Source organism: Streptococcus australis (genome assembly GCF_019930045.1).
Lineage (GTDB): Bacteria > Bacillota > Bacilli > Lactobacillales > Streptococcaceae > Streptococcus > Streptococcus australis_D.
In genome coordinates this window covers 1-17031 of sequence record NZ_JAHZQQ010000016.1, presented here as the reverse complement: position 1 = coordinate 17031, position 17031 = coordinate 1, and the positions used below count along the sequence as shown (strand labels likewise).

At 41.8% G+C, this 17031-nt stretch carries 19 protein-coding genes; all 19 read left to right on the top strand.

Annotation, left to right across the window (positions count from 1 at the left end):
- Nucleotides 1–231: a DUF1797 family protein gene (locus tag K1J10_RS04705; protein WP_135781877.1), complete on the top strand. Its 231-nt coding sequence runs from the start codon at nt 1–3 to the stop codon at nt 229–231.
- A 157-nt stretch (nt 232–388) separates the two neighbouring features.
- Nucleotides 389–1243, top strand: coding sequence for a bifunctional methylenetetrahydrofolate dehydrogenase/methenyltetrahydrofolate cyclohydrolase (locus tag K1J10_RS04700; RefSeq protein WP_223356033.1), 855 nt, complete (start codon nt 389–391; stop codon nt 1241–1243).
- A 132-nt stretch (nt 1244–1375) separates the two neighbouring features.
- Nucleotides 1376–2257: an NAD(P)H-hydrate dehydratase gene (locus tag K1J10_RS04695; RefSeq protein ID WP_223356032.1), complete on the top strand. Its 882-nt coding sequence runs from the start codon at nt 1376–1378 to the stop codon at nt 2255–2257.
- A 27-nt stretch (nt 2258–2284) separates the two neighbouring features.
- Nucleotides 2285–3277, top strand: coding sequence for a LacI family DNA-binding transcriptional regulator (locus K1J10_RS04690; RefSeq protein WP_223356031.1), 993 nt, complete (start codon nt 2285–2287; stop codon nt 3275–3277).
- A gap of 131 nt (nt 3278–3408) precedes the next feature.
- Nucleotides 3409–4722, top strand: coding sequence for an ABC transporter substrate-binding protein (locus K1J10_RS04685; RefSeq protein ID WP_042360999.1), 1314 nt, complete (start codon nt 3409–3411; stop codon nt 4720–4722).
- An 84-nt stretch (nt 4723–4806) separates the two neighbouring features.
- Entirely contained in the window at nt 4807–5709 is a 903-nt protein-coding gene (locus tag K1J10_RS04680; protein ID WP_009732413.1) for a carbohydrate ABC transporter permease, read from the top strand.
- A 1-nt stretch (nt 5710) separates the two neighbouring features.
- A complete protein-coding gene (locus K1J10_RS04675; protein ID WP_023026462.1) occupies nt 5711–6556 on the top strand; it encodes a carbohydrate ABC transporter permease in 846 nt (281 codons plus the stop codon).
- Between the two features lie 9 nt (nt 6557–6565).
- Nucleotides 6566–8020: a glycoside hydrolase family 32 protein gene (locus K1J10_RS04670; RefSeq protein WP_135781883.1), complete on the top strand. Its 1455-nt coding sequence runs from the start codon at nt 6566–6568 to the stop codon at nt 8018–8020.
- Between the two features lie 419 nt (nt 8021–8439).
- The gene (gene xseA, locus K1J10_RS04665) at nt 8440–9780 is read left to right on the top strand and encodes an exodeoxyribonuclease VII large subunit (protein ID WP_223356030.1); all 1341 of its coding nucleotides are present in this window, start codon (nt 8440–8442) and stop codon (nt 9778–9780) included.
- Nucleotides 9758–9970, top strand: coding sequence for an exodeoxyribonuclease VII small subunit (locus K1J10_RS04660; RefSeq protein ID WP_006596769.1), 213 nt, complete (start codon nt 9758–9760; stop codon nt 9968–9970). Before xseA ends, K1J10_RS04660 begins: the two co-directional genes overlap by 23 nt.
- On the top strand, nt 9967–10854 hold the full coding sequence (locus K1J10_RS04655; RefSeq protein ID WP_048789751.1) for a polyprenyl synthetase family protein: 888 nt from the start codon (nt 9967–9969) through the stop codon (nt 10852–10854). The genes K1J10_RS04660 and K1J10_RS04655 overlap by 4 nt, the downstream gene beginning before the upstream one ends.
- Complete coding sequence (locus K1J10_RS04650) at nt 10835–11650, top strand: TlyA family RNA methyltransferase (protein ID WP_048687779.1); 816 nt, start codon at nt 10835–10837, stop codon at nt 11648–11650. The genes K1J10_RS04655 and K1J10_RS04650 overlap by 20 nt, the downstream gene beginning before the upstream one ends.
- The gene (locus tag K1J10_RS04645) at nt 11643–12074 is read left to right on the top strand and encodes an arginine repressor (RefSeq protein ID WP_048789749.1); all 432 of its coding nucleotides are present in this window, start codon (nt 11643–11645) and stop codon (nt 12072–12074) included. Before K1J10_RS04650 ends, K1J10_RS04645 begins: the two co-directional genes overlap by 8 nt.
- Nucleotides 12075–12081: 7 nt before the next feature.
- Complete coding sequence (gene recN / locus K1J10_RS04640; protein WP_048789748.1) at nt 12082–13746, top strand: DNA repair protein RecN; 1665 nt, start codon at nt 12082–12084, stop codon at nt 13744–13746.
- Nucleotides 13747–13762: 16 nt separating this feature from the next.
- Nucleotides 13763–14494, top strand: coding sequence for a metallophosphoesterase (locus tag K1J10_RS04635; protein WP_223356029.1), 732 nt, complete (start codon nt 13763–13765; stop codon nt 14492–14494).
- Between the two features lie 83 nt (nt 14495–14577).
- The gene (locus K1J10_RS04630; protein ID WP_126403918.1) at nt 14578–15411 is read left to right on the top strand and encodes a DegV family protein; all 834 of its coding nucleotides are present in this window, start codon (nt 14578–14580) and stop codon (nt 15409–15411) included.
- Nucleotides 15412–15545: 134 nt separating this feature from the next.
- Entirely contained in the window at nt 15546–15821 is a 276-nt protein-coding gene (locus tag K1J10_RS04625) for an HU family DNA-binding protein (RefSeq protein WP_006596762.1), read from the top strand.
- Nucleotides 15822–15940: 119 nt separating this feature from the next.
- Nucleotides 15941–16096 carry a hypothetical protein gene (locus K1J10_RS04620; protein ID WP_006596761.1) on the top strand — a complete coding sequence of 52 codons (156 nt, stop codon included), beginning with the start codon at nt 15941–15943 and terminating at the stop codon, nt 16094–16096.
- A 277-nt stretch (nt 16097–16373) separates the two neighbouring features.
- On the top strand, nt 16374–16835 hold the full coding sequence (locus K1J10_RS04615; protein ID WP_195563559.1) for a Fur family transcriptional regulator: 462 nt from the start codon (nt 16374–16376) through the stop codon (nt 16833–16835).
- The last annotated feature ends 196 nt before the right edge of the window (nt 16836–17031 follow it).

The following is a 17031-nucleotide window of genomic DNA, read 5'->3' as shown; positions in this document are numbered from 1 at the left end:
ATGGAATCACATTTGGTACGAATTATCAATCGTCTAGAAGCGATGACGAAAGATGGTGGAAACTTAAAACGTAATTTTGAACGTGAAGGAGTTGTAGTTGCTGAAGTGGCTTACAACTATGATGAAGAAAATGGATCAGTATTTACTCTTCGTGATGTAGAAGCTCGTGAGACCTATACATTCGATAGCATTGACTTGATCGCTATGGAAATCTATGAATTATTGTACTAAGAAGTACCAATCAAGAGTCTAGAGCATCTAGTCTCTTTTTTGCTACAATCGATCATGGTATAGCTTATAACTATAGGCTGTTCTATTCAAGAAATGTTAGGCCGAACTTGGTAAATCTGTTATAATGGAGAGAATATGGAATAGAAAAGAGAAAGAGATGACGAGAGTAATTGATGGGAAAGCCTTAGCGCTAAAGTTACAAGAAGAATTGGCGGAAAAGACAGCTCGTTTAAGAGAAAAGACGGGACAGGTGCCTGGTTTGGTGGTTATTCTAGTAGGGGAAAATCCTGCCAGTCAGGTTTATGTCCGTAATAAGGAGCGTTCAGCTCTTGCAGCCGGTTTTCGAAGTGAAGTGGTTCGTCTAGCGGAGTCTACCAGTCAGGAAGAACTTTTGGCCTTGATTGAACAGTATAATCAGGATCCGCTCTGGCATGGAATTTTGGTCCAGTTGCCTCTACCAGCACATATCGATGATGAGGCTGTCTTACTAGCCATTGATCCCAATAAGGATGTCGACGGCTTCCACCCTCTCAATATGGGGCATCTTTGGGCAGGTAATCCAGTCATGGTTCCCTCAACTCCTGCTGGGATCATGGAAATGTTTCGGGAATACGATATTGATGTCGAAGGGAAAAATGCAGTCGTCATTGGCCGTTCCAACATCGTTGGAAAACCAATGGCCCAGCTTCTTCTAGCAAAAAATGCAACGGTTACCTTGACCCATTCGCGGACTCATCATTTAGCTAAAATTGCTAGAAAAGCCGATATCTTAGTGGTGGCAATCGGTCGTGCAAAATTTGTTACATCTGACTTTGTTAAAGAGGGAGCTGTCGTTATTGATGTCGGTATGAACCGTGACGAAAATGGGAAGCTCTGTGGAGATGTGGACTATGAACAGGTAGCTCCTCTAGCGAGCTACATCACTCCAGTACCAGGTGGCGTTGGTCCTATGACGATTACCATGCTCATGTCTCAGACCTATGAGGCAGCTGTTCGGGCCTTGAAAAAATAAACCAGCTTGGATGAAGTCGGGACAGTGTTTGTAGCTGTAGAATGATTAGAAAAATTTTGAAGGTTGGAACTTGCTTTCCTGCCTTTTTTTAGTCTAAACGTGATAAAATAAAGAGAGAAAGAAGGAAAGCTTATGTTAAGAGTTGACCAAACATTGCTACAACAAGTTATTGTTAGTCGTCCGTCAGACTCCTACAAGGGAGACTATGGTCGTCTTCTCTTGATGGGAGGGACCTACCCTTACGGAGGAGCTATTATAATGTCTGCTTTGGCAGCTGTGGAGACTGGAGCGGGCCTCGTCACGGTTGCGACAGACCGGGAGAATATCCCTGCCCTTCATAGTCAGCTACCCGAAGCCATGGCATTTGCTGGGACTGACCAAGAGTTATTGGCTGAGCAAATTGCAAAAGCAGGCGTTATTTTATTGGGGCCGGGTCTCATGGACAATGAGCTAGGGGCACACCTTGTAGAGCTAGTTTTTGATAAGGTTCAGCCTCATCAAGTGCTCATTCTAGACGGTGGAGCCATTAGTATCTATACCCGTTTAGCTTTGCCTCTTCCCCAAGCTCAGCTCGTCTTTACCCCTCATCAAAAAGAATGGGAGGCGATGTCAGGTCTAGCGATTGGAGACCAAGGGGAAGAAACAACAAGGCTGGCTCTATCCCAACTTCCTCCAGCAAGTATTCTGGTCCAAAAGGGACCCCAGACTAAGATTTGGCAACAAGGGCAAGCAGATTATTACCAACTAACAGTTGGTGGTCCTTACCAGGCAACTGGAGGAATGGGCGATACTTTGGCAGGCATGATTGCAGGCTTTGCGGGACAATTTCCAAAGGTTGGACTCTATGAGCGCGTGGCAGTCGCGACCTACCTTCATTCAGCTATTGCTGAAGACTTGAGCAAGGAAGCTTATGTAGTTTTACCGACAAGCATTAGCAAAGAAATCCCAAAATGGATGAAGAAGTGGAGTGACAATTTAAACGAAAATGTTGAAAATGAAACGTTTTCATGGTAGTATGGATGAAAGGAGGTGAAAAAATGAATGAGCAAAAAAAAGTCGATTACCATGAAGGATGTTGCAGCAGAAGCTGGAGTTAGTGTTGGGACAGTCTCTCGTGTCATCAATAATGAAAAAGGCATTAAAGAGGTGACCTTAAAAAAAGTTCAACAAGCAATTGAAAAACTTTCTTATGTCCCAGATGAATATGCGAGAGGATTAAAAACGAATCGTAGTAATATTATTGCTTTACTCATTCCAACTATATGGCATCCTTTCTTTTCTGAATTTGCTTATCATGTTGAAAAAGAACTATTAAAAAATCAATATAAATTATTAATTTGTAATGCTGATAAAGATTCTAAAAATGAGATAGAATACATAAAATTACTTGAGAAAAATAAAGTAGATGGAATTATAGGGATCACCTATTCAGATATTGATAAGTATGTTTCATCAAATTTACCTTTTGTCAGTATTGACCGTCATTTTTCTGAAAATGTCTATTACGTAACTTCTGAAAATTTTCATGGTGGTCAACTAGCTTGTCGCGAATTAGTCAAACGCGATTGTCAAAATCTAGCTTACATTAGTGGTGTGAACAAACATTTGAATGAAACAACGGAACGGGGGAGAGGTTTCAAAGCGGAGGCTAAACAGAAAAATACGAACCTTTATTGTCTTGAAATGCCGGAACCACTGAATCAAGCAGAAGAGCAAATAAGAACCTTTTTTGAAAGGCATCCTCAGATTGATGGGATTTTCACAGTAAATGATTTTATGGCCCTTCGTGTGATAAAAGTTTTAGGGGAGATGGGAAAAACTCCTGTAGAAGATTATCAGATTATTGGTTTTGATGGATTAAGACCAGCTTTTGATCAACCTTACTTACTTTCTACGATTGTTCAACAAATAGCTCAGATGGCTCAAGCAGCAGTTGAACTATTGCTTAAATTAATTCGTGAAGAAAAAATAGATCAGAATGTAATTAGTTTACCGGTACATTTTTTTGAAGGAAACACAACAAAAAAATTATAAAAAGTGCTTGACAAATTATGAAAGCGCTGTTATAATTTAGTCATAAAATGAAACGTTTCAAAAAACTCAACTATTTTAGCTTGAGTTAAAAAAACAAATAAAAAATGAAACGTTTCAAAAAGGAGGACGCTATGCGTAAAGGTATTAAGTTATCTGTAGTTGCAGCACTATCATTAGGATTGCTTGCAGGATGTGGTGGGGGATCAAAATCCAAAACTGCAAGTTCTTCGGACGAAATAAAAGTCTGGGTTCAATTCTCAGATGAAACAGCTGAGGGAAAAGCTTGGCAACAAGTTGTTGATAATTTCAACAAGTCAAAGAAAACCAAATACAAGGTTGTGACAGAGTATATTCCACGTAGTGGTAGCGGTGGAGGATATGAAGATAAGGTAAACGCTGCTATTACGACAAATAGTTTACCAGATGTTATTACGCTAGATGGACCAAATACTGCTGCCTATGCAAAATCAAAAGTGATTGCTCCCTTGGATGATTATCTAAAGGACAATGACATGGATGATGTACTGGACAGTATTAAGCAACAGGGAACTTATGATGGTAAATTCTATGCGTTTGGTTTTTCTGAATCAAATGTAGGTGTTTACTATAACAAGAAGATGTTTAAGGAAGCAGGAATTGATGAAGCGAGTTTGCCAACCCTTGAAAAACCATGGACATGGTCTGAGTTTAATGCTATTGCTAAAAAATTAAAAGATCATTTTAATAAACCAGCAATAGATTTCCGTTTGAATTCAAATGATGAGATGTTACCATATGCTTATATGCCACTTATTTGGTCAAATGGTGGGTCTGTAGTAAATTCTAAAGGGACAAAAGCTGAAGGTTACTTCAACAGTAAGGAAAGTGTTGAAGCTGTTCAATTTATTCAAAATCTAGTAAAAGAGGATTACACTACAGTTAGTCCTGTTGAAAAAGGATTTGAAACAGGTGAGTATCCGATGGTTCTAAGCGGGTCTTGGACGATTGGGGATCTACAAACAAATTACAAAGATATTGATTTTGGTATTCTTCCTTATCCAGTTTCAGATAAAACGAAGAAATTGGTCTCACCTTCAGGTAGTTGGCAATTAGCTGTTACGACAAAATCTGATAAAAAAGAAGCTGCTGCTGAATTTGTTAAGTTTGCAACAAATACAGAATCTAGTGAAATTATAAGCTTGGGGAACAGTGTTCTTCCAATCAGAAAATCAACAATTAAAAATATTAAGGATAAAGTATCTGAACCATTGCGCTTCTTGATGGAACAAAATGCTGCATCAGCTCATCCTCGTCCAGTTGTAGTAGCTTATCCACAAGTTTCACGCGCTTTCCAACAAGCGATGCAAGATATCAGCTATTATAAAGATAATCCAGATGTACAAAAAGTATTAGATGCTCGTACGAAAGAAATGCAAACAGCAATCGACCAATCTTTAAATAAATAGTTGATATTCAAAAGGTGGAAGGAAAGTTATGAAATGTACCTTCCACCTTATTTTATTTAATGATTTCATCTTAGGAGACGAACAATGAGCGAAACAAAGAAAGTCGAAACAAAAAAGAAAGAACGTCTTAAAGAAAATATTATGGGCTATAGCTTTTTAGCTCCAGCCTTAGTATTACTTTTTATCTTTTTAGTGATACCTGTTGGTATGGTCATCTATTATGCCTTTACAGATTATTACCTATTGACCCCAGAGGACAGAAAATTTGTAGGGCTACAAAATTTTATGCGCTTAGCACAAGATCCAATCTTTATAAAAAGTTTCTTGAATACCTTGAAATTTGTAGTTTGGATTATTCCAGTGCAACTTGGAGCGGCTCTCGGTATGGCCTTAATTGTTAATAAGAAACGTAAAGGAAATATGTTCTTTAAGGTAGCATTTTTTGCTCCTGTTGTGATGTCTCTTGTCGTTATATCTATCCTCTGGTTATACTTGTTAAATCCAAATAATGGTTTGCTCAATGCTCTACTGAATAAAATTGGTATCTCATCCCAACCATTTTTGACAAGTCCAAAACAGGCCATGTATGCCATTGTATTTGTTTCTGCATGGCAAGGTGCGGGGTATCAAATGTTGTTATTCCTTGGAGGAATGCAAAATATTCCACAAGATATTTATGAGGCGGCAGAGTTGGATGGATTTTCAAAATGGGCTCAATTTAGATATATCACAATGCCTTTATTAAAACCAACGGCCTTGTTTGTCCTATTGACAACGTTGATTTCAGCCTTTAAATTGATTGTGCAGCCAATGGTCATGACTCAGGGTGGACCTCTGAACTCGACAATCACTATGGTATATTATATTTACCAACAAGGTTTCACAGACCGTCTCGTTGGTTATTCAAGTTCTATTGCCCTAGTATTTACAACATTGATTGGTATGATTAGTCTTGTACAACGGCGAGTTTTGAAGGAGGACGATTAGGATGAAACGTTTAAAACCGACTACTATTTTAGAATATATTTTATTAATTCTATTAGCAGGCCTCTTTCTATTTCCTATGATCTGGATGGTGGTTTCAGCTATGAAACCAGAAGCAGATGTGTACAAGAATTTAACAAGTTGGAAAGCATTCTTACCTAGTTTAAATCCAGCTGATTGGTTTAAACCATACCAAGAAGTTCTTTCGCGTTTTAGTATTCTAACATACCTGGGGAACAGTATTTTTTATGCAGGAACATTTGCACTTGGTTCTATTATTGTTAATGCATTAGCGGGATTTGCATTTGCAAAAATTAATTTTACAGGTAAAAAAATTCTGTTTGGATTTTTATTAGCCTTGTTAATTATTCCGATTGAAACAGTTTTGATTCCTCAATTTACAATTATTAATTCACTTGGCTTAGTCAATAATCGTTTAGCGGTTATTATCCCTGGATTAGCTAGTGTCTTTAATATCTATCTTTTCCGAAACTTCTTTATTGCCATTCCGGAAGAAATTATCGAATCTGCAAAAATAGATGGTGCAAGTATCTTGCGGATCTTTTTCAAGATTATGTTGCCTATGTCGAAACCAGCAGTTGCCACAGTCGGTGTTCTTTCCTTTATTTCTAGTTGGAATGATTATATCTGGCCATTGATGGTGTTAACCGATTCTTCAAAATTTTCAATGCAGGTTGCGATTACAACCATTAATACAACTCAACCAGTTTATATTAATCAAGTGATGGCTGTTTTGACAATTTCTACAATTCCACTTATTCTAGTATATATCGTAGCACAAAAATATATTATTCAAGGTTTAGGTGGGTCTGGAACAGGTATTAAGTAGGTGATAAGTATGAGGGAAACTATTCGAAAAGCGAATCAGTATATTGATGAAAACAGGGAGAAGGTTGACCAGCAATATAGAGGATCCTTTCACTTACTACCTCCAATTGGCTGGATGAACGATCCTAATGGCTTTGTTTATTTCCGTGGGGAATACCATTTGTTTTACCAATTCTATCCCTATGATAGTGTTTGGGGACCTATGCATTGGGGGCATGCTAAGTCAAAAGATCTCCTCCATTGGGAAGAATTACCAGTAGCTTTAGCACCAAGTGAAAACTATGATAAGGATGGTTGTTTCTCAGGAAGTGCTATTGTGAAAGATGACAAGCTCTATTTGCTTTATACTGGTCATATAGATGATGAGGAGAAGCGAGAAGAGACCCAGTGTCTTGCAGTTTCAACGGATGGAGTTACTTTCGCAAAATTGCCAGCCAACCCAGTGATCCATGTGCAGCATATTGAGGGTATCGCAGATATTGCTGATTTTCGTGATCCCAAAGTCTTTGAATACCAAGGAATCTATTATACTGTAGTTGCTTCCAAAACAGTAGATGATCGAGGGCAAATTCTCTTGTTTGCGTCAAGTAATCTAGAGGACTGGAGCTTTAAATCAGTCTTACTGGAAGGTGAAAAAGGGCAAGGTATCATGTGGGAATGTCCGGATTTCTTTCCCTTAGATGGTAAATGGGTCTTGATTCTGTCTCCCATTGAAATGGAAAGACAGCAAGAAAAATACTGGAATTTAAATTCGACTGTTGCCTTTATCGGTGACATGAATTGGGAAACGGGTCAGTTTTTTGTCGATACATATGATGAAATTGATGGTGGCTTGGATTTCTATGCTCCTCAAACTTGTCAAGGACCAAATGGCGAACGATACATGGTTGCTTGGATGCAAATGTGGCAACGTTCCATCCCTAGTCATGACTTAGGTCATGGTTGGGCAGGAAGTATGACGATTCCTAGAAAATTAGGCTTGAAAGACGGAAGATTGGTTCAGGAGCTACCTGAGTCTGTGAAAAATCACTTTCTTGTAGAGAATGCACCAGAAACCATTGTTAAGGGCAATCAGATCATGATCCCGGCTAGAGGGAAACAAACCTTATTTGAGATAGATTCCAAATCAGGTCGCTCCTTTATCCTAAAATATGGGGATGAATCCGATGTTGATAGTGCCTTGCAATTGATTTACGATGCCTCCAATAAACGCTTTAGCTTGAGTCGAGACCAATTTGGACATCTCATTTCTGGAAAAGAAAGCCCAGAATTTCAATCAAGATGGATTCAGTTGGATGGTGAAAAGGATTATCATTTCTCGATTCTTCGAGATACCAACTCAATTGAAGTATTCGTGGATGGTAAAACTCTATCAATGACCTTTTATGAAACGACTGAGAACCCTGTTTATACCTTCAAAGCAGATGAAGGGGTTGATTTAGTTGTAAAAGCCTATCAAAAATAGGTATATAAAAATCTCCTAAAGAAGACAAGTCCTGAGACTTGTCTTTTTGTTGTATCCTAAATAGGTTTTGAATTTCATCGAAGAAAATTTAGGAATTGGCCTCATGACCGTTCTGACTCTTTTTCCAGAATATCCAAATCTTGTCAAAATTCCCCTGGTTGAAGAGGAAAAAACAGTCTTCTATATTAGTTATGCCTATCCAAATGAAGGGGAGCCCCAAGCACTTCTTAGCTCCTTTATTGAACGATTAGAGAAGTGTGACAAATAGGGAAGCTGGTTTAAAATAGACTAGTAGAAAATGACTTGAATAAAATGAGGATTGTAGAGAAAGGAAATTCATGATTTCGTTTGTCTACCAGCCTTTTTTGGTGTTTTTTGGTATAATTAAACTTGATCATATTCTGCAGAAAGGAGTTCCTATGTCCAACTATTTATCGGTATCCAGTCTGACCAAATACCTCAAGTTGAAATTTGATAAGGACCCCTATCTGGAACGGGTCTATTTGACGGGTCAGGTTTCGAATTTTCGGAAGCGTCCCAATCACCAGTATTTCTCTCTAAAGGATGAAAAGGCTGTGATTCAGGCGACTGTCTGGGCTGGGATTTATAAGAGTTTCGGCTTTGAGCTCGAAGAAGGCATGAAGATCAATGTCATCGGTCGGATCCAACTCTATGAGCCAAGTGGCAGTTATTCCATTGTCATCGAAAAGGCGGAGCCAGATGGCGTCGGTGCTCTAGCTATTCAGTTTGAGCAGTTGAAAAAGAAACTCCAGGAAGAAGGCCTTTTTCAAGAGAAGTTCAAACAGGCTATCCCCCAGTTCTCCAAGAAAATTGGGGTTATTACCAGTCAGAGTGGGGCCGTTATTCGCGATATTATCACGACTGTTTCGCGGCGCTTTCCGGGCGTGGAGATTCTCCTTTTTCCAACCAAGGTACAAGGAGAGGGAGCTGCCCAAGAAATTGTCGCCAATATCCAAAAGGCCAATGATCGGTCGGACCTCGATGTCTTGATCATCGGTCGTGGTGGTGGCTCCATCGAAGACCTGTGGGCCTTTAATGAAGAGCCAGTTGTGCGGGCTATTTTTGAGTCTAGAATTCCCATTATTTCCAGTGTAGGGCATGAGACAGATACTACTCTAGCAGACTTTGTCGCAGATCGCCGGGCAGCAACTCCTACAGCTGCGGCTGAGTTGGCAACGCCTGTGACCAAGTTGGACCTGCTCAATCATTTGCAGAAGCAGGAAGGGCGGATGGCAACCGCTATGCGCAATCGCCTAGTCTATCATCGAGAACGCCTGAAAAAACTAAGCCAATCGGTCATCTTCCGTCAGCCAGAGCGGCTGTACGATTCTTACCTGCAAAAGCTGGATCAGATTCAGTTGCGATTGAAACAGGCTGTGTCAGAGTCGGTTACCAGAAATAGCCGCCAGTTACAAGAACTCCGCCATCGATTGGCTTCCCAAGCGCCACAGCATCAGCTCGAGCGTTATCGAGACCAGATTCTCCAGATGGAGCGATTGCTGACCTTGAAAGTCAAGGAGCTCTACCAGACAAAAGCAGCAGATGCCAAGCGCCTATCGGAAGCTCTCTTGATGTTGGATACCAGTCGCATTGTGGCTAGAGGCTACGCCTTGGTACAGGCTGGAGATCATGTTTTGGATAGCGTGGATACAATCAAAGAAAAGGATGCCTTGACGCTAGTCATGCGGGATGGGCAAGTAGAAGTAGAGGTAAAGCATGTCGAAAGAAAAGAAATTTGAAGAAAATTTAGCTGATTTGGAAGCTATTGTCCAAAAGTTGGAAAGTGGGCAAGTGCCCCTCGAAGAGGCCATCTCAGAGTTTCAGAAAGGAATGAAGCTATCAAAAGACTTGCAAGAAACACTTGATCAGGCTGAAAAGACCTTGGTCAAGGTGATGCAAGCAGATGGCTCAGAAACGGAACTAGTATGATTCTAGAAGAAAAACTGCAAGGGGTTGAAAAAGCGATAGAAGGTTTCTACGAGGCTAAACAAATCGCTCCCCGCTTGGTAGAATCTATCCTCTATTCAGTCCATGCAGGGGGGAAACGGATTCGACCTTTGCTCTTATTGGAGTTGCTGGAAGCCTTTCATGCTCCCATCCTTGAAGCTCATTTTCAGGTGGCAGCCGCTCTTGAAATGATTCATACGGGAAGCTTGATTCATGATGATTTACCAGCCATGGATAATGATGATTATCGTCGTGGTCAATTGACCAACCATAAAAAGTTTGGGGAAGACCTAGCCATCTTAGCAGGAGACTCGCTCTTCTTAGATGCCTTTGGCTGTGTGGCAGAGGCAGACCTTCCAGCTTCTATCCGGGTGCAACTGATTGCTCTGTTATCGGATGCTTCAGGGACAGCTGGGATGGTGGCAGGCCAAGTCTTGGATATGGAAGGGGAAGGGGCGAGCCTGACCTTGGACCAGTTGCAAGTCATCCATGCCAATAAGACGGGGCGACTGCTCGCCTATCCATTCCAAGCAACAGGGATCCTCTTAGAGCTTGAGCCAGCTATCGCGACTCTCTTAGAGGAAATTGGCCTCCATTTAGGATTGGCCTTCCAGATTCGGGATGATATTTTGGATGTGACTGCTGATTTTGCCTCCTTAGGGAAAACCCCTCAGAAGGACCTGCAAGCTGAAAAATCGACCTATCCTGCCCTCCTCGGTCTAGATGGAGCTCAGGATTATTTGGACCGGGAGCTAGATGCCTGTGAGGACTTGCTCAATCGCATCTCTCAGCAGGTAGACTTCGACGGGACTGGAATCAAAAAGATTATAGAAAGACTTAGAATTCATGGCGAAGGAAAGAGTTGACGTACTGGCCTACAAGCAGGGACTTTTTGAAACCCGGGAGCAGGCCAAACGCGGTGTGATGGCTGGTCTGGTCGTTGCGGTCCATAATGGCGAGCGCTTCGATAAACCAGGCGAAAAAATTGACGAAGCGACAGAATTAAAACTCAAGGGTGAAAAACTCAAATATGTCAGTCGTGGTGGTCTCAAGTTAGAAAAGGCCTTGGACCTTTTTGAGATTGATCTGCAGGATAAGGTCACACTGGATATCGGGGCTTCGACAGGAGGCTTTACGGATGTCATGCTCCAAAATGGGGCTGCCTTGGTCTATGCAGTGGATGTAGGGACCAATCAGTTGGCATGGAAGCTTCGTCAGGATCCTCGTGTCATCTCGATGGAGCAGTTCAACTTCCGCTATGCGACGTCTGAGGATTTTGAGCAAACCCCAAGCTTTGCTAGCATTGATGTTAGTTTTATTTCCCTCAACCTCATCTTGCCAGCCCTCCATGGGATTTTACAAGAGGGAGGCCAGGTGGTCGCCCTTGTCAAACCCCAGTTTGAAGCTGGTCGAGAGCAGATTGGGAAAAATGGGATTATCAAGGATGCCAAGGTCCACTTGTCCGTCCTGGAACAGGTTCAAGGCTTTGCGTTAGAACATGGCTTCTCCGTCTTGGGAGTGGATTATTCACCGATCCAAGGGGGCCATGGCAATATTGAATTTTTACTTTATTTAGAAAAAAATACTGGGCAAGATCGTCTTCAACTGCAAGAGTTTGCGGCAGTTGTCGAAAAAGCCCATACTGACTTTAAACATGAATAGTAAACAAAACCGATTAGAAAAAATACGCCGCTTTATCCGAGAAAATAAAGTGGGTACTCAGGATGCCATTGTCGAACATCTGAGAGAAGCTGGAATTTCTGCGACACAAGCGACTGTTTCCCGCGATATCAAAGAGTTGGGGATTATTAAAACGCCTTTAAAAGGTTCTGCCTATGTCTATGAATTGCCACGCGTCCAACATAGTGGAAAATTAGCAGAAAATAATCTTCAATCCTTTGAACGCATGGGGAGCTTTTTGAACCTCAAGCTTGTCCCAGGGACAGCCTATCTAGTCAAGCGGCATCTACAAGAAGATTTTGATGACATCATCTTTAGCATGATTTCAGACGACAATAGTATTTTGATTGTGGCCCGCTCGGAAGAAAAGGCTCAGTTTATCGAACAACGATTGATGGAATGGTAGGAGAGAGATGCTATTAGAAATTTCAATTAAGAACTTTGCCATCATTGAGGAAATCGCTCTGAATTTTGAAACAGGAATGACGGTTTTAACCGGTGAAACTGGAGCAGGAAAATCTATCATTATCGATGCTATGAATATGATGCTGGGGAGCCGGGCGACGACCGATGTTATCCGCCACGGTGCTCCTAAGGCTGAGATTGAAGGCCTCTTTGCGATTGACGAAAATCCTGCCCTTCAGCAGTTATTTGAAGAGCAGGGCTTAGAATGGGCAGAGGAGTTGATTATTCGCAGAGAAATTTTCCAGAATGGTCGGAGTGTCAGTCGGATCAATGGGCAGATGGTCAACCTCTCCGTTCTCAAGGCCGTTGGCCAGCATTTGGTGGATATTCATGGCCAGCACGATCAGGAAGAACTGATGCGGGCGCCATTGCATATCGCTATGCTGGATAGCTTTGGGGAGGATACTTTTTTTGCGACTAAGAAGGCCTATAGAGAGACCTTTGAGAATTATAAGTCCTTGCGCAAGCAGGTCTTGCAGATCCAAAAAAATAACCAGGAAAACCAAGCTCGGATCGAGATGCTGGAATACCAAATTTCGGAAATCGAGGCGGCAGCCCTGTCCCTAGATGAAGATGTCCAGTTAGAGCAAGAACGGCAACGTCTGCTCAATCATAAGATGATTGCAGATACCCTAAGCAATGCTTATGCCATGCTGGATGCAGAAGACTTCTCCAGTCTTAGCAATGTGAGGTTGGCCATGAATGATCTGCAAAGCATCGAAGAGTATGATGTAGAATACAAGACCTTGTCTGATCAACTGGCTGAGACCTACTATACTCTGGAGGATCTGACCAAGCGCTTGGAGGATCTGGTAGATGGATTGGACTTTGATGGTAACCGTTTGATGCAGGTGGAAGCTCGACTAGACCTGATCCATTCAATTACTCGTAAGTACGGTGGTCAGGTAAAGGATGTCCTTGATTACCTGGAGCAAATTAGCAAGGAATATAGCCTATTAACAGGAGGGGGAACCTCCTCTGAAGACTTGGAAAAAGAACTCAAGTCTATGGAAGGACAGTTGGTTGCCTTGGCTAAAGAACTGAGTCAAGGGCGTCATACCTTGGCCCAAGAGCTGGAAGCAGAGATCCAGCAGGAATTGGCGGATCTCTATATGGGAAAAGCTCGTTTCCAAGTGCGTTTTACCCCATCTAAGTTTAATCGGGAAGGAAACGAAACGGTTGAGTTTTATATTTCAACCAACCCTGGAGAGGACTTTAAACCTTTGGTAAAAGTAGCATCAGGTGGGGAGTTGTCCCGTCTTATGTTGGCCATCAAGTCAGCCTTTTCACGTAAAGAAGGTAAGACCAGTATTGTCTTTGACGAGGTGGATACAGGTGTATCTGGTCGGGTGGCGCAGGCCATTGCTTCGAAGATTTATAAGATTGGACGTTATGGTCAGGTACTAGCCATCTCTCATTTACCTCAGGTCATTGCAGTAGCCGATTACCAATTCTTTATCGAAAAGGTGAGCGATGAATTTTCAACGGTTTCGACCGTTCGCTTGCTCAGTCATGAAGAGCGGGTCGAAGAAGTCGCTAAGATGCTAGCTGGTGAAGATGTGACAGAAGCAGCCCGCATGCAGGCAGAGCAATTGCTAAAACGGCCGTCCTAAGAAGAAAGGAACCGATATGGAAAGCTATTTCGTAGTGGGAGACATTCATGGAAAAGCCGGTATGCTAGAGGAACTGATGACCCATTGGGATCGTCAGTCCCAGCTGGTTTTTCTCGGAGATCTGATAGACCGTGGGGAAGATAGTCGTAAGGTTATCGAACTGGTCAAAGATGTTGTCGAACAGCAAGGGGCCATCTGCCTCTCTGGGAACCACGAATACATGTTTCTAGCCTGGATCGATAACCCAACAGAGCGCTATGACCATTACCGACGAAATGGTGGGGACACCACGATTAACTCTTTGCTTGGTCGCCCCCTCACAGCTCCAGTAGATGGAGTGGAGGATGCTCGGCTAGTGCAAGAGACTTGTGGGGACCTAGTTGCTTTCATCCGTTCGCTTCCTTTTGTCTATGAAACAGAACACTATATTTTTGTGCATGCTGGCCTTGACTTAACCTTGCCTGATTGGCACGAAACGACGGATTATCAGAAAGTCTGGATCCGCCAACCCTTCCATGAAGCGACCAATCAGACAGGAAAGACCATTGTTTTCGGTCATACTCCCGTCCACTATCTCTTGGATCAAAAGATTGGAACCAAAAAACTCTGGGTGACTGAAGATGGGAAGATTGGTATGGATGGTGGAGCTGTTTATGGTGGCGTCCTCCATGGTATTCTCTTTGATGAAAGTGGAATGAAGGCCGATGTTGCTTTGCTCAATGAGGGATTTGCAGCCATTGATGATTAAGTAAAAAGGACTTTGTCCCACAAAAGCCTAGAAAATTTGATATAATAGAATGGATATATCTAAGAAAAGATTGTAGGAATGTTATGTCACAAGTAAAAATTGTTACAGACTCATCCGTAACGATTGAGCCTGAAGTTGTTGAAAAATACGGAATTACCATCGTACCCCTCTCTGTTATGGTGGATGGTGTCCTCTACTCAGATGCGGAATTAACCGAAGGAGAATTCCTTCAGTTGATGAAATCCAGTAAAAACCTTCCAAAGACTAGTCAACCTCCAGTAGGTGTGTTTGCGGAAATATTCGAAGGATTGGCTCAAGAAGGAGCGCAAATTATTGCTATCCATATGTCCCATGCCTTATCTGGTACAGTGGAAGCTGCACGTCAAGGAGCTACCTTAGCCAATGCAGATGTAACGGTGATCGATAGTAGCTTTACGGACCAGGCCATGAAGTTCCAAGTGGTAGAAGCAGCGAAACTGGCTCAAGAAGGTGCTAGCGTAGAGGAAATTGTAGCTCGCATTGAAGAGGTCAAGCAAAAATCTAGACTCTACATTGGAGTTTCTACACTGGAAAACCTGGTTAAAGGAGGCCGGATTGGACGCGTAACTGGTTTATTGAGTTCCCTTTTGAATATTCGGGTTGTCATGGAAATGAAGAACGATGAACTGCAACCGATTGTCAAAGGACGCGGACAGAAAACCTTTAAAAAATGGTTGGACGAGTTGATGCAAGAATTATCCGGTAAAGAAATCGCTGAGATAGGAATTTCCTATGCTGGTGGACCTGACTTTGCTAACGAAATGAAGGCGCAATTACAGCCTTTTGTTGCAACTCCAATCTCTGTTTTAGAAACAGGTTCGATCATTCAAACCCACACTGGTGAAGATGCTTGGGCAGTTCTTGTCCGATTTGCATAGATGCCCGTCATTAAAGGAATTTATTCCTACATAAAAGTTTATAAAAATAGGTTTAGTACTTGACCTAAAAGCATTTTTTAGATATGATAGAGGTGTTAAGGGTAAAACCTAAAAAAATTTGGAGGATTTGTTAAATGGCTAACAAACAAGATTTGATCGCAAAAGTGGCAGAAGCTACAGAATTGACTAAAAAAGACTCAGCAGCAGCAGTTGACGCTGTATTTGCAGCTGTTTCAGAATACCTTTCAAAAGGTGAAAAAGTTCAATTGATCGGTTTCGGTAACTTCGAAGTTCGTGAACGTGCAGCTCGTAAAGGTCGCAACCCACAAACTGGTAAAGAAATCAAAATCGCTGCTTCTAAAGTTCCAGCATTCAAAGCTGGTAAAGCTCTTAAAGACGCAGTTAAATAATTGTGATTACAAAGGTTCCTTCTAGCTTGCTAGAAGGGATTTTTTGTTTTGGAGTAGTTTCTAGACAGGGCCTATAAATAGGAGTATAATAGAAAAAAGTGAGAAATGGAGGGTGGACCATGAGATGGATTGTTGGAATCTTTGTTCTGCTCATGATTAAGCCGATTATTTATCTATTGAAAGGTCTCTGGTTTATTGCGGAACTCTTCTTTATGTTCCTCTTTGTCAAAGTCTTACTAGGAACTATGAGATGGATCCTTAATTGGGGAAGTTAAGAATAGAAAACAAAAGAGAGTGGGACAGAAATCGGTCATTCGTTAGAATTCGATTTTGTCGTCCCACCTCCGCACAGTTGAGTAGGGCTGTAAAAGCTGATGAAATCAGCGTAGTAGAGCTCACTCAACCACTGCGTCTTGCTCGGCAATGCAAAGACAATTGAGAGGCTAGGACTTTTGTCCCAGCCTCTTTTCTTATTTACAAACATTCTAATTAGGCAAATTTGGGTCTTCGTGATATAATAGTTTTAAAGAAGAGACAGAAAGGGGAAAGACCATGCTAGCTTGTTTAAGGCTCGATTCCGTTCAACAAGAAAAAGTGGAAGATGTATTGCAACACCTGCGCGAAAAATCTGTACGGATTACAGAGACGCGTCGTGCGGTCCTTTCTTATCTTGTCAAAAGTCAGGAACATCCAAGTGCCGATGCCATCTATCAGGACTTGAAACCAGCCTTTCCCAATATGAGTCTGGCAACCGTTTATAACAATCTTAAGGTCCTTATTGAAGAAGGGTTTGTCTCTGAAATAAAAGTACGCAATGATACCACGACCTACTTTGACTTTATGGGACACGATCATTTGAATCTGATTTGCGAGTCTTGTGGGAAGATTGATGATATTGACATCGAAGTTCCAGACGTGAGAGCGGAAGCGAGAGTAAAAAGTGGCTACGTCATTACCAAGTGCCAAACCACAGTTTATGGCCTTTGTCCGGAATGCCAGAAGAAGCAATTGTAAGCAAACCTCTTTTTAGAGGTTTTTTGTTTAGTCTGGCTTGTGGAAAGAGGGTGGAAGAGGCAGGATTTAGAACCTGGTGAGAGCGACTTGTAAATGTCCATGAAAAAGAATTGATAAAATTTGCCCTGTTGTAAAATGAAGTGCAACAAAAAAGACATGTTCATCTGATATACTAGAGTTGCGAAAAACAGTATAA